Source organism: Roseovarius sp. EC-HK134 (genome assembly GCF_902498815.1).
Classification (GTDB): domain Bacteria; phylum Pseudomonadota; class Alphaproteobacteria; order Rhodobacterales; family Rhodobacteraceae; genus Roseovarius; species Roseovarius mucosus_A.
This window is the reverse complement of sequence record NZ_LR701542.1, coordinates 215,967-242,506: the sequence shown is the minus strand read 5'-3', so window position 1 is coordinate 242,506 and position 26,540 is coordinate 215,967. Positions and strand designations below refer to the sequence as shown.

The 26,540-nt window shown below is 62.5% G+C and carries 21 protein-coding genes and 1 pseudogene; 10 read left to right on the top strand and 12 right to left on the bottom strand.

Annotated elements, in window-relative coordinates:
• The first annotated feature begins 61 nt into the window (after nt 1-61).
• The 7 genes from GC127_RS02485 (at nt 62) to GC127_RS02455 (ending at nt 7,227) form a co-directional block, all read left to right on the top strand.
• The gene (locus GC127_RS02485) at nt 62-1,174 is read left to right on the top strand and encodes a lytic transglycosylase domain-containing protein (RefSeq protein ID WP_151976095.1); all 1,113 of its coding nucleotides are present in this window, start codon (nt 62-64) and stop codon (nt 1,172-1,174) included.
• Complete coding sequence (locus GC127_RS02480) at nt 1,171-1,938, top strand: type IV secretion system protein (protein WP_151976096.1); 768 nt, start codon at nt 1,171-1,173, stop codon at nt 1,936-1,938. Before GC127_RS02485 ends, GC127_RS02480 begins: the two co-directional genes overlap by 4 nt.
• A gap of 433 nt (nt 1,939-2,371) precedes the next feature.
• Complete coding sequence (locus GC127_RS02475; protein ID WP_151976097.1) at nt 2,372-3,385, top strand: type IV secretion system protein; 1,014 nt, start codon at nt 2,372-2,374, stop codon at nt 3,383-3,385.
• Nucleotides 3,386-3,402: 17 nt separating this feature from the next.
• The gene (locus tag GC127_RS02470) at nt 3,403-4,083 is read left to right on the top strand and encodes a virB8 family protein (RefSeq protein WP_151976098.1); all 681 of its coding nucleotides are present in this window, start codon (nt 3,403-3,405) and stop codon (nt 4,081-4,083) included.
• Between the two features lie 5 nt (nt 4,084-4,088).
• Nucleotides 4,089-4,823: a TrbG/VirB9 family P-type conjugative transfer protein gene (locus GC127_RS02465; RefSeq protein WP_151976099.1), complete on the top strand. Its 735-nt coding sequence runs from the start codon at nt 4,089-4,091 to the stop codon at nt 4,821-4,823.
• A 2-nt stretch (nt 4,824-4,825) separates the two neighbouring features.
• Nucleotides 4,826-6,250 carry a TrbI/VirB10 family protein gene (locus GC127_RS02460; RefSeq protein WP_151976100.1) on the top strand — a complete coding sequence of 475 codons (1,425 nt, stop codon included), beginning with the start codon at nt 4,826-4,828 and terminating at the stop codon, nt 6,248-6,250.
• Nucleotides 6,250-7,227 (top strand): ATPase, T2SS/T4P/T4SS family, encoded by a 978-nt coding sequence (locus GC127_RS02455; protein ID WP_151976101.1) that lies wholly within the window; start codon nt 6,250-6,252, stop codon nt 7,225-7,227. The genes GC127_RS02460 and GC127_RS02455 overlap by 1 nt, the downstream gene beginning before the upstream one ends.
• Before the next feature lie 174 nt (nt 7,228-7,401).
• On the opposite strand, the gene GC127_RS02450 is transcribed toward GC127_RS02455, so the two are convergent.
• From GC127_RS02450 to GC127_RS02440, 3 genes are read right to left on the bottom strand one after another with little or no spacing between them, the layout of a single operon-like run.
• Nucleotides 7,402-8,025 (bottom strand): transmembrane anchor protein, encoded by a 624-nt coding sequence (locus tag GC127_RS02450; RefSeq protein WP_151976102.1) that lies wholly within the window; start codon nt 8,023-8,025, stop codon nt 7,402-7,404.
• A gap of 19 nt (nt 8,026-8,044) precedes the next feature.
• A complete protein-coding gene (locus GC127_RS02445) occupies nt 8,045-8,773 on the bottom strand; it encodes a HupE/UreJ family protein (RefSeq protein WP_151976103.1) in 729 nt (242 codons plus the stop codon).
• A gap of 55 nt (nt 8,774-8,828) precedes the next feature.
• Complete coding sequence (locus GC127_RS02440; protein WP_151976104.1) at nt 8,829-9,182, bottom strand: hypothetical protein; 354 nt, start codon at nt 9,180-9,182, stop codon at nt 8,829-8,831.
• Nucleotides 9,183-9,267: 85 nt separating this feature from the next.
• On the opposite strand from GC127_RS02440, the gene GC127_RS02435 reads away from it, so the two are divergent.
• From GC127_RS02435 to GC127_RS02425, 3 genes and pseudogenes are all read left to right on the top strand, one after another.
• Entirely contained in the window at nt 9,268-9,528 is a 261-nt protein-coding gene (locus GC127_RS02435; RefSeq protein WP_009817898.1) for a metal-sensing transcriptional repressor, read from the top strand.
• A gap of 10 nt (nt 9,529-9,538) precedes the next feature.
• Nucleotides 9,539-10,429: pseudogene (locus GC127_RS02430) on the top strand (MFS transporter); the annotation flags it as partial.
• Between the two features lie 486 nt (nt 10,430-10,915).
• Nucleotides 10,916-12,022, top strand: coding sequence for an AI-2E family transporter (locus GC127_RS02425; RefSeq protein WP_151976105.1), 1,107 nt, complete (start codon nt 10,916-10,918; stop codon nt 12,020-12,022).
• Nucleotides 12,023-12,574: 552 nt separating this feature from the next.
• Here GC127_RS02425 and GC127_RS02420 read toward each other — a convergent pair.
• The 9 genes from GC127_RS02420 to GC127_RS02365 all read right to left on the bottom strand — a co-directional run bounded on the left by GC127_RS02420 (nt 12,575) and on the right by GC127_RS02365 (nt 26,476).
• Nucleotides 12,575-14,488, bottom strand: a complete 1,914-nt coding sequence (locus GC127_RS02420) for a type IV secretory system conjugative DNA transfer family protein (protein ID WP_151976106.1) — start codon at nt 14,486-14,488, stop codon at nt 12,575-12,577.
• Between the two features lie 16 nt (nt 14,489-14,504).
• Entirely contained in the window at nt 14,505-16,433 is a 1,929-nt protein-coding gene (locus GC127_RS02415) for a relaxase/mobilization nuclease domain-containing protein (RefSeq protein WP_151976107.1), read from the bottom strand.
• Nucleotides 16,426-17,046 (bottom strand): helix-turn-helix domain-containing protein, encoded by a 621-nt coding sequence (locus GC127_RS02410; RefSeq protein WP_151976108.1) that lies wholly within the window; start codon nt 17,044-17,046, stop codon nt 16,426-16,428. The genes GC127_RS02415 and GC127_RS02410 overlap by 8 nt, the downstream gene beginning before the upstream one ends.
• A 122-nt stretch (nt 17,047-17,168) precedes the next feature.
• Nucleotides 17,169-17,633, bottom strand: coding sequence for a hypothetical protein (locus tag GC127_RS23045; RefSeq protein ID WP_151976109.1), 465 nt, complete (start codon nt 17,631-17,633; stop codon nt 17,169-17,171).
• Between the two features lie 565 nt (nt 17,634-18,198).
• Entirely contained in the window at nt 18,199-18,405 is a 207-nt protein-coding gene (locus GC127_RS02400; protein ID WP_007120662.1) for a hypothetical protein, read from the bottom strand.
• A 646-nt stretch (nt 18,406-19,051) separates the two neighbouring features.
• Complete coding sequence (locus GC127_RS02385; protein ID WP_254699960.1) at nt 19,052-20,068, bottom strand: GSU2403 family nucleotidyltransferase fold protein; 1,017 nt, start codon at nt 20,066-20,068, stop codon at nt 19,052-19,054.
• Nucleotides 20,069-20,301: 233 nt separating this feature from the next.
• Complete coding sequence (locus GC127_RS02380; protein WP_151976111.1) at nt 20,302-21,231, bottom strand: DUF2493 domain-containing protein; 930 nt, start codon at nt 21,229-21,231, stop codon at nt 20,302-20,304.
• 474 nt (nt 21,232-21,705) lie between these two features.
• Nucleotides 21,706-22,092 (bottom strand): DUF6878 family protein, encoded by a 387-nt coding sequence (locus GC127_RS02370; RefSeq protein WP_151976112.1) that lies wholly within the window; start codon nt 22,090-22,092, stop codon nt 21,706-21,708.
• A gap of 121 nt (nt 22,093-22,213) precedes the next feature.
• Nucleotides 22,214-26,476: a strawberry notch family protein gene (locus GC127_RS02365; protein WP_151976113.1), complete on the bottom strand. Its 4,263-nt coding sequence runs from the start codon at nt 26,474-26,476 to the stop codon at nt 22,214-22,216.
• Nucleotides 26,477-26,540: the final 64 nt, after the last annotated feature.

Here is a 26,540-nt window from a genome sequence, read left to right as displayed (position 1 = left end):
GCGGCGTGGGCCCGTCCGGCACCAAGTCGGATTGCACCTTCGCGCCCCTGCCGCGCCCAAGATGACACGCGCCACGCTCATATCTGCCGGGCTTTGCCTTGGCCTCAGCACCCTACCAGCACTCGCCCAAGGCGTGCCGACGCAGGACAATTCCGCAGTCGGCCGCGCCATCGCACGGGTAACGGCGCTCGCCGAAGATTTGAGCGTCCAGCAAGAAAAGGACCTGACCGAATCCTCGCTCGCTGAAGTCCAGGCCGACCAACTGCGCGTCCTCGAGGGAATGACCGCCGCGATCACCGGCCCGGGCTTCGACATCCGAGCGCTCGAGGGGAATGCGGATTTCGGGGGGACGGCGGTCTACCCCAATACCGACCCAAACCCGATGGTGCGCCGCCTCTTCGGCGAGACCCGCGAGACGGTCGAGAGGATGATCGTCGAGGTGGCTGGCGAGTTCGTAGGCGCGCCCGGTATTGTCCGGGCCGGGCTCTCACCCACGCAATGGCGTTGCCTCTTCCAGGCCCTGATCAAGCAGGAAAGCCGCTTCAACCTCACCGCCGAAAGCCCCGTCGGCGCCTATGGGCTCACCCAACTCATGCCCGGCACGGCCACCGACATGGGCGTCGATCGCTTTCAGCCGATTGACAATCTCCGCGGTGGTGCACGCTACATCACCACCCAGCTCAATCAGTTCGGCAACATCCCGCATGCGCTCGCAGCCTACAATGCAGGTCCGGGCCGGGTCGTGGACTATGGCGGCGTGCCGCCCTTTGCTGAGACCCAGGGCTATGTCCGCAATATCTCAAAGTTCTACAACGAATACCTCGCCGTGGTGGGCGGCGCCGACGCGCTCGGCACGCTTTCTCCTTCCGATTTTGCGCTGGCCGAGTATGCCAACATCTCGGAGGCAGGTGTCTATTATGCCGCGAGCAGCCATGCCACCACAGAACAGGTCATCAACCGGCTGCGCGCGATCATCCTGCAGATCGACGCGCAGCAAGGCGCCAAGGCGGCCTGGGAGCTCAACACCTACGCCAAGGCCGAGATCGGCCGCATCCTCAACCTCCGAGTCCGGCTGATGGCCGCAGGTCAGCAGCGCGCGGCGGCCTACGCGCAACATCTTGTCGCGGACAGGCTGGCCGAGCGCGACTTCATGCATATGGGAGTTCCCGAATGAGACGACTTCTCATGACCGCCGCCGCGGTCGCCACGTTCGGGCTCTCGGGGCCCGCCATGCCCCAGGGCGTTCCGACCTTTGACGGTGCGCAACTCGGCCAGCTTGTCGCCCAGCTTGAACACATGGCCGAGGATCTGAACGTCCAGATGCAACAGCTCGCCACAATGAAACTCGAACTCGAAACCCAGCTGTCGCAGTTGACCAATCTCGACGCGCAACTGGCGTCGCTGATCGACGGTAGTGGGCTTGGTGAGCTTTTTGCCACGGTCAAAGAGTTCCGTGCCCTACGCGGCAAGCTCGTCGCTCCTCTCAATACGGCGGAATCGCTTGCCAGCGGTGATTTCCTGAGCGGCTTCAATCCCGGCGTTGAACTGTCTGCTTCCGTCGAGCGGGTGCTGTCGGGCAGCGGTTTCACCTCGCAGCGCCTGAACACGCTCTCGGGCTCAGACCAGCCCGCCGACAACCGCATTGCCAATTCCGCTGGCGCGAGCGCAATGCTCTCGATTGCAGCACAGGAAAGCCATGAAGAGGCCGGGCAAAGCCTCGAGCGGCTCGAGACCATGGTCGGGCTGATCGATGATCAGGACGGGCTCAAGACCGCCGTCGATCTCAACACCCGCGTCACCGCCGAGCTTGGCATCATCCTGACCCAGATCTGGCGGCTGGAAGCGGCGCAAGGCGTCAGTGCTGGCCAGCTTGGCGTGGTTGATGCCGCGACCCTCGCAGACGAACGCAAGTTCCGCTCGATGGCGGTGGATCCATAAGAAGGAGACTATCAATGACGATAATGTCCGCAAAGACGCTCTGTACCTTGACGGCTCTCCTGTTGGTTGGACCACTCCCAACATTTGCCGATTCATCGACACCAGGTTCTACTGCACAAAGGTCCTTCTCCTCCATGACGGTTGCACCGGACGAGGTTGGGGCTTGTCGCGCCCCAAAACCTCCCATGGACCTCGCTGAGACGGCCTATATTCGGAATGGCTACCGCGCAATCATGAGACTGATGGCTGCTGAGAAATGGCACGAAACAAAGTCGTGTGAATGCTTTATGAACACTATTTCGTGGGAGGAAGTTGTCGAGAAGTCGGACGCATTCAGAGTTTCCGAAGACGTCCGCCGACCTTTTGATGTGTCCGACCTGAGGCTAAGAGCCGATGCGATGTTGGCTCGGCGTGATGAGGCCTGCGCAAACTAATGGGCATCATACGTGACATTCTGGATCAGGTAGATGTTGCGGTGAACACCGTGGCGCAGGACGGATTTATCTCTTCGGCAGCCTCGGTCGGCAACGTCATCTCGGCGGGCGCGACACTCCTCCTTGTGGTTCTGGGTATCAACGCGGTGATGCAGCTTCGCCCCCTGCCCTTTGGCGTCGGCTTTGCCTTTGGCATGAAGGTAGCCGTGGTGGGAGTATTCGCGCAGAGCTGGGACAATTTCAGCGTGATCTATGACATCGTCACGGACGTTCCAGAGAACATTGGCGCAGCCATCCTCGATTTGACCGCAACCGGCGACGAGGCTGGTATCTATGAAAGCCTCGACAGCATGGTCGCGCGCATCACCGCCTATGGCGACACAATCGGTGACCGCGCAGGCTGGGTCTTCGGGGCGGTCCTGGGCGCCATCTTCTTCGTCCTCTCGGCGGTTTTTGCCGCCGTCACCGCCGGGATCATCGCCTTCGCGCGCATCGTATTCGCGCTGATGATCGTGATCGCCCCCTTCATGATCGTGACCTCGCTCTTCAAACCGACGCAGTCGCTCTTCGAGGCCTGGACTCGCGCCACCATCGGCTATGCGCTCATGCCGGTCGCCGCCGCCGGGGCCGCGGGCATCATCGTCGCTATCGCCGAGGCGATTGGGGACGCTTCCGCCGATCCGGGCGATGTGGAGACCGTGAGCCTCATCCTGCCCTTCCTTGTCATCCTGATCCTCAGCGCCGGGATCATGGCCTCCGTGCCGTATATCGCCTCCAACCTCACCGGGGTCGTGGGCATTGCGTCCAATGCCATGGGTCTCACCGGCCTTGCGCGCCAGGGGTTCGTGAACACGCGCCAATATGGCACCGGCACGGCCGCGCGCCTCGTCACCGGCAAATCCCCGCACGAGTTGAATCAGGCCGCCAATACCGGCGTCATAAGAACCGGCGAGCTCATCCGCCAGAGCCCCGGCGCGCTCCTTTCCGCCGCCAAATCCTTCCGCAAACCCTGATTTGAAAGACCCAAGACTTGAAGAAGACCATAACCCCTTCCGCGAGCCAAGACCGCGACGCATTCGAGGCGGATTTCATCTACGGGCCAAGGCGGCGTGAACGCTTTGCGTGGTTCGTCGCGACGGCAGGCGTGCTGGTCGGCGTCGCAGGCATGGTCGCGGGCGCGAGCCTCTTTCCGCTCAAGACGACCGAAACCTTCGTGGTCGTCGTCGACAAGGAAACCGGCGAGATGGACCGGGTTGCCGCGGTCCAGGCGCTGACGCTCTCGGAAAGCGACGCCATCATCCAGGCCAATCTCGTAGCCTATGTGGATGACCGCGAGACCTATGACTTGACCGATGGCGAGAGCCGCATCAACTCGGTCCTCGACCGTTCCGACGGTGATGCTGCCCGCACATTGCGCGATCTCTGGTCCTCGACCAATGAGGACTACCCGATCACCGTCTATGGCCGCGATGCCAAGATCGAGGTGGTGATCAAATCAGTGAACCAGATCGAGCGCGGCGTGGCCCAGGTTCGCTTCACCCGCACGCTGCGCCGTCCCCGCGACACGCGCACCGTGACCCGGTCTTACGTCGCGACCGTCGGCTACGACTTCCAACCCGAAACCCGCCAGCGCCTTCAGGACGTCTGGGCCAACCCCTTGGGCTTCGTGGTGTCCTCCTACCGCGTCGATGCCGAGACGCTGGAGAACTGACAAACATGAAATCCTTCCCCGCGCTCCTCACCACGATTCTTGTAGCGCTTGCCCTTCCTGTTGCCGCAAACGCCGAGGCCACACCGCAAGGCGGCCCGCTCGACACTCGTATCCGCACCGCCGTCTACAATGAGAACCAGGTCTACCGGATCGAAACGGACTTGCGGCATTCGACCACGATTCACTTCGGGGCGGGGGAACGGCTTATAGCGGTGATCGTTGGCGACACCGAAAGTTTCCAGGTCGATCCGATCCCCGAGCTTGGCAATGTGCTCACGATCAAGCCGCATGTGGCGCAGGCCTCGACCAACATGACGGTGATCACCAACCGCCGCACCTATTCTTTCCACCTGCGCGAAGGCTCGATCCCGAACCGGTCGGCCAAGTTCTTCGAGGTCCGCTTCCGCTACCCCGATGAGGAACGCCGCGCGGCCGCTGCCACGCAGCCCAAGGGATTCGAAGCCCCGCGCAATTACAACTACCGCGTCTCGGGCGAGGGGGATTTCCGCCCCAGCCATATCTATGACGACGGGCGCTACACCTACTTCGTCTTCCCGGAAAACGCCCGTCAGCCTGCCCTCTTCAAGGCTGACGACCAGGGCCGTGAGCGCACGGTCAACTGGACGCAAGCCGGCAACACCGTCCGCGTGCTCGGGGTGAACACCTACTGGACGTTGCGGATCGGCGACGAAGCGATCTGTGCGATGCGCGACGACGGCGCGATTTACGTGAGCAACTGACCATGGCCGACCAAACCCCTCCCGATCTTCAGGACCGTCTCGACCAGTTCAGCCAGCGCGGCAAATCCAGACGCCGCAGCACCAGCCTCGGGGTCGGCGCGCTCGCCGCCGCCCTTGCCCTTGGTGGGACTGGGGTCGCGTATTTCCTGGCGACCGGCCTTCAGACACGCGACAGCGCGCTCGAGACCTCCGATGTCGAGACCTTTCAGGACCGCCGCCCCGGCACCGGCGGGCGGTTGGAGTTTCCTCCCGACGAGACAGAGCAACGGGCGAATGATGCGCTGATCACCGTCGAGGAGGCCCTTGATGTGCCCGCAGTCTCGGCACCAGAACCGAGCGCCGAGGTGCTGGCCGAGATCGCCAAGCTCCGCGAGGCCCTCGCCGCCAGCCAGGCCGTCCGCAACTCGGAAATCCAGTTCGCCGTCGCGGATCTTCGGGAAGCCTTCGACGAGCAGAAGGCCGCGCTCGAAGCGACCCTAACCGCAAAGGAAACCGAACTCGCCAACCTGCAGCGCCAGACCGAGACCCGCATCGAAGGTCTGCAGGCCATGCTCGATGCCGAACGGGCGCAGCGCAAGGGACTCGAGGCCGAGCTGGACCGCGAAGGGCTGATCGCCGATCAGCGGCTTCTCGAAGAACGCCGCCGGCAGGAAGAGGAACAGCGTGAGCGTGAGGCCGAGCGGGTTGCCGAAGAACTTCTGACGGCGCAAATCAAATCTCCCGCTGTCGTCTATGCCGACGGTCCACGTGGCGGCGCGAGTGGCGCGGCGGCGGCCGATCCCGCGGTCGCTGGGACCCGAGCATCCGCCCTCTCGGGCAATGAGCAGTTCCTGCAGAGCGCGCGACCGCTCGAAGTGCAGGAGGCGGCTCGCCTCACCCACCCCGAGCGCACGCTGACCCAAGGCTCGGTCATTCAGGCGGCGCTCCAGACCGCCATCAACAGCGACTTGCCCGGCTCAGTGGTCGCGATGGTGTCCGAGCCGGTTCCGGCCTTTTCCGGGGACCGGATCCTGATCCCCCGCGGCTCCCGCCTTTTTGGCCAATACCGCTCCAGCATCGAGATGCACCAGAAACGCATCCTGATCCTTTGGACCCGCATCCTGACGCCGGACGGCACCTCGATGGAAATTGCCGCCGTGGGCGGTGATCAGCTTGGCCGCTCCGGCCTGACAGGCCTCGTCGACACCAAGTTCGCCGAGCGCTTCGGCGGCGCGGCGCTGATTTCCGTGATCGGAGCAGCACCGGCCGTCGCGGCAGAAAGTGCCAACAATGAAACCACAAGCATTGTTCTGGGCGATGTCGGCAGCGACCTGCAGGACGCGGTTGGATCGGTCATCGCCGATCAGGTCTCGATCGCGCCCACGATCTATGTCGATCAGGGAACCTCGGTCACCGTGCTCGTAGATAGAGACGTGTTGATTTACTGATGGATCAGGCGTCGCCAACGTCCTACCTCGAGCGCTATCTCAACCCGTTCCGCGACCTTCTGCGACGCGACGACGTGGTCGAGATCGCGATCAACCCGGACGGCAAGGTCTGGCTCGAGGTCGCGGGTGACGCCACCATGCGCCACGAAGGCCAGACCGTGGATCGCACCACCGCGCTCAACATGGCTCAAACCATTGTCGGCGACGCCAAGGCCCGCGTCTCTGAAAAGAACCCCCTCGTCTCCGGCAAAGTGGACTATGCAGGCCGGCCCCTTCGGGTCCAGGTCGCCGTGCCGCCCGCCATTGATCGCGGCGCCTCGATCACCATCCGTCTCTTCGCTTCCGGCAGCATCCGGGACTACGCCCCGGCCTACCTCTTCGGCAAGGCCGTCTCGCTCGATGCCCTCCGCGCCGAGAAGATGAAGAATATCGCCACACTCGCCGAAAAAAACCTTGAGGCAGCACTTCAGACCCTGGTCGAGGCGCGACTCAACGTCCTGATTAGCGGTGGCACCTCGACCGGCAAGACCACCTTCGCACGGCACCTTCTGACCTACGTGGGCGAGCCCGAACGGCTGATCACCATCGAAGACGCCTTCGAGCTTTTCCCCGGCCAGTCGAACACCGTCGCCCTCCTGGCTGACCGCGGCGCCGGGTCGCAACGCAGCGCTAACGCCCTCCTGCAGGCTTCCCTCCGAATGCGCCCCGACCGGATCATCGTTGGCGAGCTGCGCGGGGCCGAGGCCCTGACATATCTCGAAGCGATCAACACAGGTCATGGCGGGTCGGTCTCCACCATCCACGCCGAAACCGCGGAACTCGCCATCGACCGGCTGGCAATCATGGTGCTTCAGGCCGGGACCCCGCTGACCTTTGCCGAGGTGCGCGAATACATCCGGAAATCCATCGATGTGATCGTCCAGCTCGGGCGGGCCGAGGGGGCGCGGGGGATTACGGAGTTCTATTTGCCGGGCTGACGGCAATTTTCTACAGGATGGGCGGGAAACGGCATGTGAGGTTGCGGCATTGCATGCGCAGCAAAGTGCACAAGCGGCCAGTCGCCACGCGAACAGTTATCGATGCAACCCGTTAATCCAAGCGCACAAAGGTAGCTGGGACCGGCTTCATCTGCGCTGCAGGCACGGAATGGTTCAGTACGTCTCAACGATACTGCTGTATTCACCGCGCACTTGGATCGTCATCGTTATGGGCGTGCTGTCGCGGTTGCGCCAGAACCAGCCGTGATCACCAGCGAATGGCGCTTCGATTGTGCCTTCACCTTCTGTCTGGCCAGCACCACGTTCATAGTCGACAGACTCCCCGCCGCTGTGGGCATGCAGGTCAAAATTGACCCGTCCGCCAGTTGCGGTCCACGCGTAGGTGACCGTGTTGCCAGCCTCCATTGTCATCTTGATCTCGGCCGTGTCACCGGGTTCCAGAACGAAGGTGACTTCATCCTGCCAGGCTTCCTGCGCATGGGCGGCACCGACGAACAGGCCGAACACGCTGTCCAGCAAACTGGACGATTGGTCCAGCGCGCGCTGTTCATCCAGCAAGCGATCTGCCTCGGCCTCTTCGGCCAGCTGAACCTTGATCTCGCCCATTTCGGTCAGGCCCAGAACGCGGCCAAGGCCTGTGGGGTCGATGGCATATTCGGCGGGCAGGTAAACCGTGACCATGATCGCAACAGCGCCGATGCCTGCGATGATGGTGGAGCGGAACAATTGCGCCTTGGTTGGCAATTCTTCGATGTTTGGTTTGGGTGCATTATGCATGTGACTATCCGTTCTTTGTTCAGGTTGAAGCGATGTAACCGGCGACCTGATAGGCCGTCAGCCAGATGCCAAGGCCCATCATTACGATGTTTGCGACGGTGGCTTGGCGCATGAAGTTGGGGTGCCGCCGCCAGTAGCCCATAATGATCAGGATCACGGCAAGGGCGAGCAGCTGGCCCACCTCGACCCCGACGTTGAAGGCCAGAAGGTTCGCCAACAGACCGTCCTGCGGAATCTGGTATTCAAGGATCTTCGTGGCCAGACCTGTGCCGTGAAACAGCCCGAAGATCAGCGTTGCGACCTTGGTATTGGGCTGGAAGCCGAACCATTTCTGGTAATAGCCAAGGTTGTCGAGCGCCTTGTAAACCACCGACAGCCCGATGATCGCATCGATGATGTAAGCGTTGATGCCCCAGCCGTACCAGACGCCCAACAGCATGGTGACCGAATGGCCGATGGCAAACAGGCTGACATAGATGCCGACATCCTTCATCCGATAAAGGAAGAAGACGACGCCGAGCAGGAACAGGATATGGTCATACCCCGTGACCATGTGTTTGGCCCCGAGGTAGATGAAGGGAATGATCTTCACCCCCCAGATTTCCTGAATGTAGCCCGCGTCACCAGCGGTGACGTTATGGGCAAAGGCCTGGGCCGCAGTCAGCATGAAAGCTGCGAGCAAGATTAAGGTCAGCGTAATCGGGCGGCTGGGTGCCACGGCGCGCAGGACCCGCGAAGTCGAGGTCATGGATTTGTCTCCAGTATGTGATTGATGGAAAGGTCGTGCCGCAACGCGGCCCGCATCATGCACGTGGAGGTCGGTCGATCATATAACTGCGATGTGGTCCTGCCGAGGAAGCATGGAGATGCCAGACATCACGGCTGTCCCATACATCGTTCGTCATCGCGGCCAGCGCCAGCACAGCCGGACTATGGTCATGATCAGCCACATCATGGCTATGGCCATGTAATGCCCATGCCAAGTCTTCGTGGAAGCCGTGGGTATGCCCATGTTCCGCGATCATCGCGCGATGATCTGCAATGACATCGAACACCGTTGGCGCATGGTCCGTCGCAGGTGCGATCGACCACACGACCAGCGCCAGACACAAAAGTGCCGACCACGCGGTTCGTCCGAAAGTTCTCAGCCGTTGCACGGGAATTCCTGACTGCTCGATCCTGTCCGCAGCATGTTGTTCATGCCATCTTGTTCTATCCCCTCGGGGGGGATAATTCTGTTCTATGATAAAGCCCCATCCCCATGCAACCCACCCTGCTTTGATCGCTCGGCTCAAACGCGCCGATGGGCACCTGCGTGCAGTGATCGAGATGATCGAGGCAGGCAAACCCTGCGTCGAGATCGCGCAACAGATGCAGGCGGTCGAAAATGCAGTAGCCAATGCAAAGCGCGCCCTGATCCATGACCATATCGACCATTGCCTCGATGCAGACCAATCCCCTGCGGATCGTGAAGAACTGAAAGCGATCTCGCGCTACCTTTAGGACCGCCCCCATGCTGCAAGTCCTTGCCGACCGGACCTACCGTCACCTCTTCGCGGCACAGGTCGTCGCATTGCTGGGCACGGGTTTGGCAACCGTCGCACTTGGCCTGCTGGCCTATGATCTGGCGGGCGAGAATGCCGCGATGGTGTTGGGCACGGTCTTTGCGATCAAGATGGTGGCCTATGTGGGCGTTGCACCTGTCGCCGCTGCTTTTGCCGACAAGGTGAACCGGCGCGTGTTTCTGGTGGTGCTTGATCTGGTGCGGGCGGGTGTGGCGCTATGCCTGCCCTTCGTGACGGAGATCTGGCAAGTTTATCTGCTGATATTCGTGCTGCAATCCGCCTCAGCCGCCTTCACGCCGACGTTTCAGGCAACCATCCCAGACATCCTGCCGGACGAGGCCCGATACACCCGCGCGCTGTCACTGTCGCGACTGGCCTATGATCTCGAAAATATCGCAAGCCCTTTGCTGGCGGGGCTACTGCTGGCGATGGTCAGCTATAATGCGCTGTTCCTGGGCACGGTGGCAGGCTTTGCCGCCTCGGCCATGCTGATTATCTCGGTCATGCTGACCAGCCCCAAACCCTCCGCACCACGCGGCATCTATGACCGAACGACGCGTGGCATCCGCATTTACCTTGCCACACCACGTCTGCGCGGGCTGCTGGCGCTGAACATGGCCGCAGCGGCCGCAGGCGCGATGGTGCTGGTCAATTCTGTTGTGCTGGTGCGTGGCACGCTCGGGCTGGATGCATCCGCCCTTGCATGGACGCTGTTCGCCTTCGGGGCGGGGTCGATGGCTGCTGCACTGTTCTTGCCACGTGTGCTGGACAGGGTGGCTGATCGTGGAGTGATGATCGGTGGTGCTATGCTGATGGTCGTCACGCTTGCCGCACTGGCAGGTTTTCCTGGTTGCGTAAAAATTACAGAATTTAGATGAAAATCTTCAATTACAGCAGCTTCGGAAGCGTCAGAATACGCGGAAAATGACCAAGAGGTAGTGACTGTGAACCATCCCTCTCAAGAGGATCAGACTGCGTCAGGCCGGACGGCACGCTTGAGCCAAAAACACCGATGATGCAGGTTTTCGAAGAAACAATCGTGGAACTTCATGCCACAGGCGCCTGTGCAAGTGGAGGGAAGCTTTCTGTAGCCGGCGCAGCAACCCTGACTTGCACGACCTGCCTTCACGCTCTGGACCAGATGCATCCGACTGGCTCCGGCCCGGTGGATTATGATGCACCCCATCCGTCTATATCCGTGTATCATGTGTCTGCACCACAGATCAGCTCACCCGGCATGGCGTCAGATGATCCCGTCAAAGGCTGTGCGCCCAATTTATGGATCAGTTTGATCCCGATCATCGGAGATGAGTTTCGTGGAGAGCATGGACAAGACAGCCACAACCAACAGGCTTTTGACGGCGATCGTTATCCTTATGACCCTGTCCGCGATCTATTTCGCAAAAGACGTGGTTCTGCCCGTTGTTCTGGGCTTCATGTTGGCGCTCTCGCTGGGCCCGTGGGTGCGCAGACTGTCGCGCCGGGGCGTGCCCGCACCGCTGTCGGCGGCGGTTATGATATTAGGGCTTGCGGGGATGATCGCGGGCGCCGTCCTGCTGTTGGGCGGATCAGTCGCCAGCTGGTTCGACGAGATCCCCCGCATCTCCTTTGAACTGCGCGAAAAACTTCGCGGGATTACAGCGTCTCTGGCTGCGGTGCAGGATGCCTCGAAACAGGTCGAGGATCTCGCCAAGGGTGGCGAGGATGCCGCCGCCACGGTCGTCCTGCAACAACCTGGCCTGTTGACCACAGCCGTCAGCAATCTGGCCAGTTTCGTCACCTCCCTCACCGCGGGTCTGGTGCTAGCCCTGTTCCTGCTGTCGGCAGGCAACCTTTTCTACGTCAAGATCGTGGAATCCTTTCCCCGCTTCGGCGACAAGAAGCGCGCCCTCACGGTCATCTACGAGATAGAAAGACGGATGTCGCATTACATCGTGGCGATCACCGTGATCAACGCCGTGCTGGGGCTTGCCATCGCCGCCGCCATGAATCTGTTGGATATGCCCTACCCCTTCGTCTGGGGCCTCGCGGCCTTCTGCCTCAACTATCTGCCATTTCTCGGGGGCGTCATCGGCACGATCGGGGTGGGTGCCTTTGCCATCGTCCATTTTGACAGCCTCTACTATGCCATGCTGGCCCCCATCGCCTATCAGGCGCTGACCGCGATCGAGGGGCAGGTTCTGACGCCGATGCTGCTGGGGGCCCGCCTGCAACTGAATACGGTTGCCGTATTCCTGACGGTGATCTTCTGGGCCTGGCTCTGGGGCATTCCCGGCGCATTGATGGCGGTGCCGATCCTCGTGCTGATCAAGGTGATCTGCGATCACGTGCCGGCGCTGGCAACTTTCGGCAACTTCCTCAGCGGACGCCCCATCGAACCCATTCCCGACGAACCGGCGAGCGAAGATCTGACGCAGACACCGCGGGTCTGACACCACTGACCCCTCCGTGCAGCCGACCAAGCGATCAGCCCGTCTATGTAAATTAGGACGTCAGCAAGTCATACCTGTAAGCGACTTGTACGCAACCTGCTGCAATCGATACGAAGACCACCAGGCCGGTGGTCGGGAGCACCCATTCGGTGATTGAAGGCCAAGGATTATCGCCGAAAACATAAAGCCAGAGCGCGCCGGAACGACGCCGAGCACGCCGTAGGCGGCGGCCGGTGCAATAAACAGGGCCCACGCGACACCAGCCAGCAGGTATCCGTATCGAAGCCTCATACCCTTTTGCTCATGGTCCTGAAATTTAGCGGTTCACATGTTGCTAAAAGTAGATCATGTTTCCTGAAGCCGCTCCGATCAACTGCCCACGGGTCCGTTTCGTCCGATCTGCCAGCATCCGACCATCGAAAATGCTGCGAGTAGAACGAATGGCAGCAATGCGACAGCCGCACTGCGGCATCTTCGGGACAAACGAACGGCGGCTCAGGGCCGATCGCGTCAGCACCTTCGTGACAGGCCAATCACGGCATGCTCAGGCCCTCACCCGCCCAACAACTCCTCGATAAAATCTTCCTGCCGGTCGAGCGCCGCCTCCCATTCCTTCGGCACACCCGCTTCCCGCTCGAGCGTCTCTGGCTCAGGTTGCCCGCGCCCGCCCTCGAGCGCCATCACGCTCATCGCCCGCGCTTCACGGCGTTGCGAACGATCCCGCACAGGCGCGCGTTCTGCAGGTTTCCGCGGTTCATCCTCACGGGCATCTTCATCAGCGTCGGCACCCCAAGGCCCCACGCCCTGCACACTCGGCGGGTACGGGAACGGCTTGCCCTCCTGGCGCGCCACCATGTCCTTGAACAACGGATCGTCATAATACTTGATCCGGCTCGCCTTGATCGGATGCTGGGGCGAGGCAAGAATGATCACCTCATCGGGGTCCATTAGGCGCGCTTCAGTCTCCGACAGTAGCGGCCGTTCTTCCAGCCGCGCTGAGGTCGAGGTTGCGCCGAGGAAGCCCTTGTTGCGGCCATACATCCGGGTGACTGCCTCGCGCGTGGTGCTGCCAACGGCGGCTGAGACCTCTTTCACGGTCCGCTGATCACGCGGGGTGATATACAGCTTCAGCCCTGCCCCATTCTCGAGGCTCTCTCGGCCCTCGGGCCCATAGATGCGGTCGAGCGAGGCCAACGACTGCGCGATTATCGCGACGCGACCGCCATAGCTCGCGAGCGAATGGATCGCGCGTTCGAGATAGGGCATCGCCCCCATCTGCTGGAATTCGTCGATCATCATCATGACGGGCCATGGCTCGTCCGGGCGGGGTTCGTTGAGCCGGATCGAGGCGATGAGATCGGCGAACATCAGGCGCAGGAGCGGCGCCAGGGTTGCGATGTGATCTTCAGACACAGCGATGTAGAGCGACTGCGGTGTCTTCCGGAAGGTCGAGAAATCAAAATCACTCGCCTCTGTCGCCGAGCGCACCGCCGGGTTGTCCCACTGCTTGAGGCCAGCAGTCATCAGCGCCTGAATGTTCGAGGTCAGCAGGCGAGACGAGGCCGAAGCTGCATTGGTCCAGAGCTCGCGCAGGATGTCCTCTTCGGCCTCGTCGGCATAGGTCTTGTACTGGGCGTTCTTATATTCACCCCCTGTTACAATCTGGTTGACGACGCCGAGGTTCGGCGTGCCGCGCTGGATCGCCAGCAGGCAGGCCGCGACGAAGATCGACTTGCCCGCCTCCGAGAAGGTGTCGAGCGTCTTGTTGTCCTTGTCGAGGAAGAGGTCGGCCAGGATCGACACATCGGTGAAGCGCTGCGCAAAGCTCGGCGCCTTCGCGATCCGCGCGAGCGGGTTGTAGCGATGCGTAGCATTGGCCCAGTCGAAAGGGCTGAATCGATAAACCTCATCGCCGTTCAACGCCCGGAGCCGCGCTGTCTTCTCGAAGTTCTCGCCCTTCACGTCGAGCACCACGACCGAGCCAGCGAAGCTCAGCAGGTTCGGGATCACGAAACCCACGCCCTTACCGGCGCGGGTCGGCGCGACCATCATCACATGCGGAATGGTCGTCGAGGAGATGAACTCCGTTTTGGAGTGCGGCGCGCCAAGCTTGCCGCAGACGAAGCCCTCGCCCGGAGTCTGGAGCATGTCATTCTTTTTCAGCTCCGCCTTGGTCTGCCAATGGGCCGAACCGTAATCGTCTCGCTCCTTCTTCCAAGTCCAGGCTAGCGCCAAGCCGCCGAGCCCGATGGCCCCGAAGCCGACAGCGCCAAAACCCACCTTGAAGGCTTCTGGATGTGCGACGCGTGTGACGGCGCTGGCTTTCCAGAGCGTCAACATGTCGAAACTACCGAACCCGGTTTTCAATGCCAGGGTCAGGTAGAAGGCGGCGACGATGGTGCCGATGACGGCGCCACAGACCACACCGAAGAGCAGCGCGGCCCAGAGGGGAAGTGTCTTTGTCATGGTGGTCATCCTCGCTTCAAAAATCCATCTCGTCGTCGAGACCGCGGTCGCGACCGAGATCGCGACCCAGCTCCTGTGCCTCCTGCTGACCACGCAGCCGCGCCACCTCCGTCGCCTTGTTCTGCTGCAATCCCGCCGCACGGTCGGTGAAGACCTGATCGCCGGTCTCTTGGTGCGTCATCTCGAGGAACTCCTGAGTGACGGTGATCTGGTCGAGTTTGCTCGGCAGGGCCGCGTCCAGCACTTCGAAGTTGCCACGGCGAAGCTCGGCCAAACCTTCCTCGCCCAATTCCTTGAAGAGCTCGGATTGCAGGGTCCGCTCAACCGTCTCTTCCTGCTCTTCGGTGAGCTTGCCGTCCCGCAACATGTCGGCGAGGTCCTGCAAGTAGGGATTGGGTGTCCGGTCGTCCTCGTCGATGAGGGGCAGTATCGCCTGCTCCTCGTCCGCGAGCGTGCGACCTATCTCGACGTCCATTTCCTTGGCGCGTCCCATCAGCGCGTCCATCACCCCGTCGACCTTCTCCAGCGCGGCATCGAGCTGGTCGTCACTCGCGGTCTCAACGGTCAGGCCGTCCTTCGCCAGCACCGCGTTCATGTCGCGCTCGACCCAGTCTTGTGCCATCCCGTAGTTGCGCGTGCCGCCGACAGCGATGCGTGCAAACAGGTCCTCGCTGTCCATCCCGGCCTCCTCGGCGCGTTCGAGCACGTCGCGCAGCCCCTCGTCATTGCCTGACTGGAGCGCGGCGATCAGCACCTCGCTCCCCGCCCCCGGCGGATAGGGTTCCTCGAGCTGTTTTCCAAAGCGTGTGCGCAGCTCCGGGTCCGGCACCATCTGCGACAGGTCCGCGATGATCGGCGCTGCCTTGGCCTCGAAGGCGGCGCGCTCGGCGGGGTCCAGTTCCTCGGCCTTGAGCCGCAGCGCCTCTATTGTGCGTTCTGAATAGTCGATCGCATCACCGACGGTCGTGATGTCCTTCATGTCTATCTCTCCTTGCACAAAATTCCACGGCGTACCGGAGCCGAGACCTTCCGCCATGCCACGCATGGCGCGCGCCATGTGGCGTCTGTCCATTCGATCCAAGAGGTCGGCGAGGTTCTTGTAGTCCTTGGCAAAGCCCACCACCTGCGCCTGGGCGATGGTGGATTCCTCGGCGGTCATGACGATCTCACGCGGCAAACGTGCCTCTTCCTTGGCGCGGTAGATTTCTTCGAGACCTGCGGGCTTTTCAAAAATGCCGCGTTCGAGCCGGGTCGTGGCGTCGAGTATGACGCCGTAGCGTTCGGCAATCTCTGCCTGCTTCTCGCGCATCAGCTGTGGCGACATCACACCCTCGGCCCAGCAGGAAAACCAAGTACCATTTTCAATGCCGCGATTATTCAGGATGATATGGGCATGCTTGTGCGCCCGGTCGTCATGGACCGCGAGGACATAGTCCCACTGATCGCCGTATTCGCCGCTCTCGAAGAAATGCTCCGTCCAGTCCATCGCAATGTCTCGGACCTGATCGACCGTCACGTCGGTCGGAAAGGACAGCAGCATGTGCGAGGTGAACCCGAGCTTGGTCGAGCCGCGCCAGGTGCCGGCCCAATCCTGGATGATGTCTTCTTTCTGCTCGCCGGTCAGGACCGCCGCATCGGTCAGCGCGTTGGTCATCGTCGAGTAGGTGTAGACCGCCTTGTCGTTGATGTAGGAGAGCTGCGCCCCGAGCGAGGTACGCGTCTTGCAGCCCCCGGCCCGGATCCGCTTGAAGACCGCCGCCCGGCTCTGGCCCGAGGCCGCCTTCAGCGCGTTGCGCGCCGACATGGACCCGACACGCGCGAAACTCCGACCCTGCCGACGCCCCGCCAGCCGCGCGTCGATCCGCGCCGCAGCCTGGCCCCGGATGCGCTCATCCTCCCAGAGCCGCCCCATGACCGAGGTGTAGAGGGCGAGCGGATCAGCCATTTCGCACCAGCCTCAGACCGCTCCCGATCGCGCGCGGGTCATCCACCAGAACCGCGCTCTCCGCCCCCTGCCCGTCTTCCCTTTGCGGCCACTCCTGATGACGCAGCGCCTGCGCCGCATCCTTCATTCGGCCCATCTCACGGCTCATCGACTGGGCCAGATCGAGCAGTTCGATCAGCACCGCGCGGTCCGCCTCCAAGACCTCCAACCGACCGCGATGCACCGCCTTGGCGAGCACCAGTCCGGCGTCGCTCACGTCCTTCGCTTGACGCCACGCCGCGCAGAATTCGGTGATCAGATCGCGTGGTACATCGAGGAAACCGCACCGTCCGCGCAGCACCGCATTGAGCGCCTGAGACCGGTTGGCATAACCCCGGGCGCGCCACTCCGCGTCGAACGCTGCAAGCCCGGATCGGCTTGCCCGGAACGCCACAGTCTCGCTCGGATCGCGCACCGCGATCCCTTCGCCCGCCTCCTCTTTTGCGAGCCGGTTTACGTGGCGCGGGGAAATGCCGAACGCAACTGCGAGGTCCTTCGCGCTTTCGCCCGCCGCGAAGCGCCGCGCGACTTCGATGCGCTCTTCAAGCTTCAGGTTTTTCGCTGGCCTCGGCACGGGTCAGACCCCTCGGACAAAATGTGCAAACATTGGCCATATCCTGCCAACGTCCTTCTTCTCTCCTTCGCTTATACTTCAATACATCACATTGCGCAATATTACGTTTTGCATGTTTTGTTTTATTGCGGGAATTGAACGTGTGCAAAACCACGGCGCAGCGCGGCATGGAACATGCGCAGTGACCACCGATGGTGAAAATCGGCTGGAGAAAAGCTTCTGGAAGCAGTGTCCGCGCACCGCGTGAAAGCACTCATATCGAGCGTCCGAGCCGGTCTCGGATCAGGTGCCAGGAACACGAAAATGTCCCGCGCGAAATGGCGCGAGTCACACCCTTTGAGGGAGTAGCGAAGTTTCTGAGAGACGGCATCAAAGCCCTGCGGATCCGAGGACCCGCAGGGATGTCTGGGCCAGTGACCCAATCCCTGAGAACGCAGGTCGTCGTAGCAGCTGCGGGCGATCAGAGCCTCGGTCTCGAGGCTGTCGAGGGTCTCGGGATGGGCATCTTCATCGAAGGCGGTGAGGTAGGCCTCGAAGGCCATGTCGGCTTGCAGTTCGGCGAGGTCGATGGATTGCTCATATGTCATGATGTGATCCGGCCCAACGATCGTCGTTGGACGGATCGTGGAAAAGACCGGGGGCATGAGAGCGGGCTGCACCCGGCACAGGGCGGAATGAAATGGAGCACGCCGGGGGCAGGTTTGTTGTGGGCGATGCACCGCAGCGCTCAAGGCGTAAGCCGTCCAGAAACCTGCCCCCGGCGTTGCCGACCGCTCGACCCCGGGCTAGCGATCTTTGAGGCCAACAGGTCGACCGAAAGACACGCGGCGGTGACCCTGACGTCAGACGTTACCCTCAGATGCATGACGTTAATCTGCAGTTTCGTGGCCTTTGGCACACGATGGGTTCGTCGGCCCGAGGACTTCACCTGGCAGGACCGACGCAGGCGGTGGCCTGAAAAGAATATGAGCGCTTCGCTCGCTGGACAGGCTTCCACGACCTCATGCGGACCCGGCAACGATCAGACCGCCTTCGCGCCGGGACGGGCGTCAAGCGTAGTCGCGATCAGCGGGCTTGTCCGCCGGCGGCGGCAGTGTCCATCGGGCAGGGAGAGGGCCGCCTGCTGGCGGCCCATCCTCGTGAGAGGATTTATTAGTCCTGGGGATCTTTCGCGCTCGGTGGGAACATCACCAGCTCCGAGACCGCGACCGGGAAGTCGAGCTTGAGGCTGAAGAACTCCGAGCCGTCCCCATTGCGGGTGTTGCGGAACATCGCGCCCACGCGCTGAAAACGGGTGCGCTCCTGGCCATCGGTGTCGGTGAACTTGACGGGGACGGTGGCGACGTAGTGGTTGGTCATTTGGGTTACTCCTTGTTGCGATGGGGATCTGCAAGCACGGGGTAAGAGGCCCGGTCGCAAGTGCAAATGCGGAGGGTCCGCGGCCCTGCCGTGGAAGCCGTATTTGTGCTTGCCGAAGCGTGAGCTGAGGGCACGAACGGGCCGACCCCGTGCGATCCACATGCATAGCAAAAAGGAGTGACCCGGATGACCCTTGCCATCACGCCGCAGCCACCATCCGCGTCCTCGTCCTCGTCCCGCCGATCCTGGCCGGGGTACTGACGGAGCCCGCCCGCGTGGATGCGATGTTCCGAAACACCACCCGAGGGACGCGCAAGTCTTCAGCCTCAAGTGCGACGTCTCGAGCCTTCGCGTTTTGCGCTGCTGGCGATCCGCGTGAGATGCGCACCATGCCCGGCCCGTACCGATGCGGATGGGCCGCACTCTGACGGACCAGGTAGAACGATGACGGTGCTGGCCGCCGCGAGCTGCTGATCACGCGTGACCGACTGCACGCGCCATGAGACATGACGAAAGGGCCGCGCCAAGCGCGACCCCCTCTCTTCAATCCTGCGACGCCGTCTTCGCCGGGTCCGCAACCCGCATGACCGTCAGACCTTTCGCTTCCGCCTTCTGCCCGAGGTTCTGTGCGACCCCGTTGCGGCAATCACACTCCCAACCTGTCGAGGATTAGTTTCGTCTCAGGCATCCGCTTCAGCGAGTTGCCGATGTGCTCCCGCCAGCGCGGGCCAACCTCCAGAGCAGCGGCATAGGCGCGGGCCAGATCATCAGGGCGATCCTCGGCCATCGCCACAATCAAGAAGGCCGCCTGTTCCCGGTCCTTGGCAGACTTGAGGCTGCCTGCCCCGTCACGCCGCCGATCAGCAACGATCAGTTTGTGGATCGCATAGCGCTCTGGACGCGGGACCTGTACGAGTATGCCGGATCGATAGATCGCCGCCGCATGGATCGGCTCGGCGATCAGGAAATTGAGATAGTTCAATCCTTGGGCGTTCACGCCCAAGGCGGGCAAATCACGGATGGTCTCATCTCCGAAGGCCGGTGTGAGAAACTCGACCAGCTGGCCACTGCCACCCTGGGCCCATCGCCAGGTCCGGCCTTGGTCAAGGGCCGGTAGGGGATCAAATTTGAGCGCCGAGAAGGTCTCCACCAGACCCGGGTCAACCTGATCTTGCAGCGCCACGCTCAGCTTTTCGAACTGGGCGATGTCGATGTCGCCGGTGTTGGCCATACCGCCAATGGGCAGACGGATACCAAGCTCGCCTTCATAGAGGCGAAACGAATTGGTTCCAACGATGGTGCCACCCAAACGGAAAGTCCCGGCTGCCGCCATCGCCGACAGGATGGACCCGGTTGCCCGGCCGGTGGGGGTCATGCCTTCGGCGCGCAGGAGCCGAACAAGCCGAGACCGTTCTGCCTGCCGATCCTTGGCGGTCGCGCGCAGCTCCTCAATCCGGTCGATACGTGCACGCGTCTCGTCGCTGTCTTCGCCGATATAGATGAAGCGCATCTCGGTTCCGACACGGCGGGCAGCGTACCAATAGGCCTTGTCGCCGCGCTCCTTGAGCGTTGGTTTGCCTTCCACACCGGACAAAGCGTCGTCCTTCAGGAGACGCACCAGATCGGTATAGGCGCTCATTGCGATGCTGCTAAGAGGTGTCATGCCAATCATTTCCAAGTTTTGCTTGGCACGCATATACCTATCAAAATGGGAAATTGCTAGGCAAGACAGAAAATAGACGTCAGCGATGTGTGGCTGACCCTTTCAAGACCACCCCGAAGTCCGGGACCAATAAACGCAAAGGCCAGTCCCCCGCGAGGGGCCAATCACACGTGACCGACCGCACGCGCCATGAGACATGACGAAAGGGCCGCGCCAAGCGCGACCCCCTCTCTTCAATCCTGCGACGCCGTCTTCGCCGGGTCAGCAACCCGCATGACCGTCAGACCTTTCGCTTCCGCCTTCTGCCCGAGGTTCAGCGCGACCCCGTTGCCGCCGAAGAGTACAACCCCCGTCGCCGCGAACTTGTCGTCCAGCATTTCGTCGTTGCACTTGAACGGTGCCGCCCGCCCGTGCGCGGACCAGCGCGGATCGAAGCGCGCCTGCGCGATCCCGCGTGCCCGGGCCCACCGAGCCGCAATCATCTCCGCCCCGTGCTTGCCACCCTTGTGGCAGAGAAAGATCTCCTGATTGCGGTTCTGCCTGATCCGTTCGCGAACCTTGTCGAGCGTGTTGAAGATCACATCGACATCGGTCCAGTCGGTGGCGCCTGAGACGATCAGGGGCACCCCCTCGACTTTCGACTTCTCGGCGGTTTCACGGTCGTGCTGCTCGAGGAGCTGCCGTGCTTCGAAGACCGCCCCAGTCTCCTGCGCCCGGACGCTTGCGCGCGACCCGGCTGCCGGGATGAAGGCATGGCCCGTCTCGATCTCGTAGCATTCCGCCGCTGCCTCGCTCATCACCTCGATGGCGCTGACGATCTCGCGCAGCTGCACAAAGCGCGCCTGCGCTTCTTCGAGCGCGGTCTCGGCGATCTCCGATCCGTCGTGGGATTTTGCCAGCGCGCCGATCTTGTCGGCGGTGCGGTCGACCTCCTTGCCGAGAGCCACCTTGCGGCGCTGCAGGATCGTCGCGAGCCCATGGGCCAGCGGTTCGATTTCGGCTTCAAGCCCGGTCCCGCGCAGCTGACCGAGCAAAGCCTCGAAGCTTTCGCGGATGATGTGGTCGGTCAAGATGTGATCCTCGGGGATCGGCAGCTGCACGTCCTTCTCGGTCAGTCCGAAAAGCTCGATGGTCTCGTAGGTGTTTGCGTTGTCATAAGCCATGTCTGGTCTCCAGTGTTCGGTTCCAAGGCCACCACGTGAGTGTGGGGGCATGGCCGAATGCCTGGTTTCCAAATCTGCCCGGGTCAGGGACGGCGCAGCCGCCGGCTTGCCGGGCGCAAAAGTTTTCTGCGCGCAGCAGGCCCCATCGGAAGGTTTCTTCGTAGAACCACGCTAAGGGAGAACGAAGCCTGAACATGGCTTACAGCGTGGCATTTCTGATCGCCTTGTAAGCTGTTGATCTGCCTATGCCGAGGTGTTTTGCGGCCCCGCCGCCCGCTCCGCTGCGCGCGTATCCGCGCTACGCGGGCGGCGGGGGCCCTCCTATGGACAACCACGACAAACCCCCGCCAGGAGAACAAAAACAGCTTGATTGTCGGGATAACATCGAACCAATCGTGCACAGCCTGATAGTCAGACGGCACCCCGCCGAATTTTCGGGCAGAGCTTTCAGCATGATGAAGCGGATGGGCCATCTCAAAGACCCTCGACATAGCTGTGCGAGCATTCGACATAGCGGTCCGCGTGATCGAGGGTGATGCTGTCGTTGCGCAAGTCCCAGGTCAGCGTGCCGTAGCCGCCCTCGTTGTTTTCGAACCCCGGATGATGGTGATAGGCAAGCGACCAGGCGAAGTCGCCAACTTCTGTGACAAGCGCCTCCGGCAGGTTAACGTCTGCAGGCTGCACCGTCACATCCTCGACATTTCCGGAATCGCCATAGCCTTCGTATTCGGCAGTGACCTCGCTGATGCCAAGCGTACGTAGTTGCGCGAGCAGCTCCGTTCGGGATGCCTTCAGCGTGGTTTCGCGCTCTGCACGCCACTGAGCCGCAAGCGCGGCATAGTCCATTTGGGGATTGGTCATGGGTCTGTCCTCTCGTCTGAATTTGGGGGGCCAGGCGTGGTGTTGGCTCGCGCGCGCCCGGAACGCGCAGACCGGTCAAATCCCGATCTGCGACGCCCGCCCGAAAGCCCGCTTTGACTTTTCAGGCGGCTTGTTCTGACGTCATGACGGCTTCCTGCCCCACGATCCGGGCCAGAATGTTTCCCGTGTCGACCCCGTCCCCATGCGGCAGGAATACCCGTAGCTGGAAGGCGATGATCTCGGTGAAGCAGCCGAGGGCCTTGAGGCCGTCGATCATGCCCCGATCCGCACCAGAGAGCTCGAGGCGCATCTCGCCTGCGACCCGGCGACGGATCAGGGTCAGTCCTCGGCCCAGATCGACAGGTACGGTGGTGCCGAGGGCGGCGGTCAACATCTCCTCCGGCGTTTGCGGATTGGAGACGAGGAAGCGGGCGCGCAGTGCGGCCGCCCCTTCCTCGCTCAGCGTGCGCCCGATCATCGCGGTCGCCCCGTCAGGCGTAACCCGGTAGATGCGCTCATTGGTGGTCGGAATATCCCTCCAGATCGGCAGCAACAGCCCGGTCAGCAGGTAGAGCTTGGTCGTGGTGGTTTTTGGCAGGGACGCAGCCTCGGCATCCCAAAGCCGGGTGAACTCGGGCTTGCCGATCTCTTCCCAGGCTGAAGACCCGAACCGTGCCTCTTCAAGATAGCTCGACCCGTTTGGCCGCACCGCCTTGCGCATCAGCGTGACGATGTCCTCGTCATACATCTGCATAGGGCGCGCCGAGATGAGCGCCGCGCGGCCGGAGGCGCGATTCACCATCGGTAGCTTGTCGGGGTTGCGCGATATGGCCTCTTCGGCGCCCAGCACATGCACCGGGTCGGTGACCTCCAGCCCGATGATCCGCGTCACGGCGCCGGATTTCGGGCAGGTCCAGAGATCCTCTGTGGAGACCTGTTCGATCTTTTGGCCACGCAGGGTTTCCACGCCGAGATCGAGCGTGCCTGCCGCACGCGCCCGTTCGGTCTGATCAGCGATCCGGCGCATGAACTCGGCAAAGAGCGCGTTCTGCATGTGGATGGGAAGGGCAAGCACCCGGTTCAGAAACCGCTGGATCGGGGGAAGCTCCTCGAGAAGCACACCGTCCTTGTCGATCAGTCGGAGGGCTGTCCAGTCGGTGAAGCTCTCGTAACTCATCGCCTCGGCGCGCCCGGCGGCAAGATCGGCGAAATACCCACGCAGAGCCGCCCGTGCGATCGGGCTTTCGAGATTGTCCTCCTCGCGGAACATGCCCTGCGAGCCGGTTTCGCGCTGGCCCTTGGTCAGGGCTCCCAGCTGGTCGAGGCGCTTGCTGATCGTCGAAGTGAAACGTTTCTCGCCATGCACATCCGAGGTGCAGACCCGAAAGAAGGGCGCACTGACCTGGGCTGAGCGATGGGTTCGGCCCAGCCCCTGGATGGCCGCATCCGCACGCCAGCCGGGCTCCAGCAGGTAGTGCCGCCGCCGTTTCTGGTTCTTCGCCGTTTGGGCCGCGTGATAGGATCGGCCCGTCCCACCCGCGTCAGAAAAGATGAGGATATCCTTCTCGCCGTCCATGAAGGCTTGGGTCTCGGACGAATTGCTGCTGGCGCTGCGCTTTTCGATGAAGAGATGGCCGTCCTCGGCCTTGAGGGGCCGGACCCTACGCCCCGTGACCTCGGCGACAGCCTCGTCGCCGAACGCCCAGAGGATCTGGTCGAGCGCCGAGGGGATCGGCGCCAAGGCCATCAGCTCCATCATCGCGGCGTCGCGCAAGGCCAGCGCCTCGCGCGAGACCACCAGCGCGCCGTTCGCATCCCGGAGCGGCTCGGCCACCATATTGCCATCGATCTCGACCAGCTTTTGCGCATGGATCGGGAAAGCCTGTTCGAGGTAGCCCAGCACGTAGTCGCGAGGTGTCAAGGCACCCTCGACCAGTTCGTCCTCTGGGTCAATCGTCTCGAGCCGTCGCTTCAACAGGCTTTCGCCTGTCGAGACCACCTGGATGACGCAGGCATATCCTGCCGCCAGGTCGTCCTCGATGGCACGAATGATGGTCGGGGCCTTCATGCCCATCAGGAGATGGTTGAAGAAGCGTTGCTTTGTGCTCTCGAAGCGGGACTTCGCCGAGGCGCGAGCGGCCGAGGCATTGGTCTCGCCCGAGGCGTCGTTGACGCCGGTGGCTGTAAGGGCGGCTTCGAGATTGTGGTGGATCGTGCGGAAGGCGCCCGCATAGGCGTCGTAGATCTCGATCTGGGCCGGGGTGAGCGCGTGTTCGAGCACGTCATACTCCACGCCGTCGAAGCTGAGGGCCCGCGCTGTGTAAAGCCCGAGCGTCTTGAGATCGCGGGCGACCACCTCCATGGCGGCAACGCCGCCGGCTTCCATCGCCGACACAAAGCTCTCGCGGCTTGGGAAGGGGTATTCCGGCCCCTGCCCCCAGAGCCCCAGCCGCGCGGCATAGGCGAGGTTGTGCACGCTCGTGGCACCCGTGGCCGAGATGTAGAAGACACGGGCGCGCGGCGCGGCAAACTGCAGCCGCAGACCTGCGAGGCCCTGTTGGGAGGGTTTGACCCCCCTGCCCTCAGCCGATCCGGCGGCGTTTTGCATGGCATGAGCCTCGTCGAAGGCCAGCACGCCCTCGAACCCCTCGCCCATCCAGTCGAGGATCTGGCTCAGCCGCGTGGTGCCGCATTTGCCCGCCGAGCGCAGCGTGGCGTAGGTGACAAAGAGGATGCCGTCACCCATAGGGACAGGCTGGTCCGGTTTCCATTTGGAGAGCGGCTGGATGTCGGCTGGCGAGCCGCCAAGATCGGTCCAGTCGCGGATCGCGTCCTCGATGAGCGTGGCGGATTTGGAGACCCAGACCGCCTTTCTGCGCCCGGCAAGCCAGTTGACAAGGATAAGCCCCGCGCATTCGCGGCCCTTGCCGCAACCGGTGCCATCCCCGAGGAAATAGCCAAGGCGATAGGCCCGTGCCTCCGGGTCATCATCGGCGCACGTCAGCTTGGTCTGGTCGTCATCGATCGTGAACCGGCCCGGCAAATCACGCCCATGGGCATCATGCGCCATGATGATGGTCTCGAGCTGCGCCTCGGAGAGATGTCCCTCCTCGATCAGCTTGGCGGGCAGGCGTAATTCCGAGCTGGCGGCACCCGAAGGTACGGGTGGCGCAACAGAGGCCATGGCGATGCTCTCGACCAGCGGGGTGGGATGTTCCTGCGCGCCTGCAATCTCGATCCTCTGCGGGCGGTAACGCGCATAGATGTCCGAGACGGGCCTGTTGTCGCGCGGGGTCTCTAAGCTTGCGAAGCTGAGCGGACAGACGGCATTGGCCCGTGGTTTGGAGGTGGCAACAGGCGCAGCGGCGGTCTTGCTTTGGGCAGATGACGGAACGGTCGGCCGAGGATGAGGGATCGCTTCAACCCGTTGGGCCGGGCGCATCTCGGTCCGTGTTTCGGCCACGGCGTCGACAAAAGGAAGGGCTTCATCCAAGCCCCGGACACTGGCGCGGATCATCTCGCCGTCCTCCTGCACCTTGTCGAAGACCATGAGCTGGGTTTCGACAGAGGTGCCGAGCTTGCGGTAGACCTGCCCCGGCATCGTCAACGCCAATCGCGGCGTCAGGAGACCGCAGGCGCGGGACCAATGCGCGGCATCGCGTTCGGGCGTGAATCCTGGCGGCATGATCGCCACCAGCCGCCCACCTGGTGCCAGGCGCTTTGCAGCCGCAATGAGATGTTTGGCAGCGATGTGCTTGTCGCGGGATCGGTCGACCGAGGAGGCGAAGGGCGGATTCATCACCACGACGTCGGGTAGAACCGGCGTCTGCAGCAGATCGTCGATATGCTCGCCGTCATGGCCCGTCACCTCGCCGCCGAAAACCGCGCGCAGGAGGCGCTGGCGAAAGGGGTCGATCTCGTTGAGCAAAAGCGTGGCACCAGCCCGGGCGGCGAAAGCGGCCAGTGCACCGGTGCCAGCCGAGGGCTCCAGAACGGTCTCGCCCTTGCGGATCGCCGTGGCCTGCAAGACCAGCGCCGCAAATGGCAGCGGCGTGGAAAACTGCTGCAGCCTGATCTGCTGCTCGGAGCGGCGGGTTTCCGTCAGCAGCCGCGAGGCAAGCAGCCTTGCAGCGGCGATGTCACCTGCCACGCCGTCCCCACGCAGCAGCACCTGGACAGCCGCGGCCTGCATCAGGTCATAGGCCATGCGCCAGTCCCAGGCACCGCCGGCATCGCTGCCATGGAACGTCTCGCGCATGATACGCGCGAGCGCTGAACTGCGCAGGGGCTGGTGGTCGACCTCCGCGCCGATCTGCGCGAGGGCAGAGGTGAGGTTAGCGTCGGATTCAAAAGGATTGGGGAGCGTTGAGCGGGGCTTGGACATGGGGGTTTCCTTTGGATCAGGGTCTGAGTTCCAAAGGACAAAAAGCCCGCTTTCGCTTTTCAGG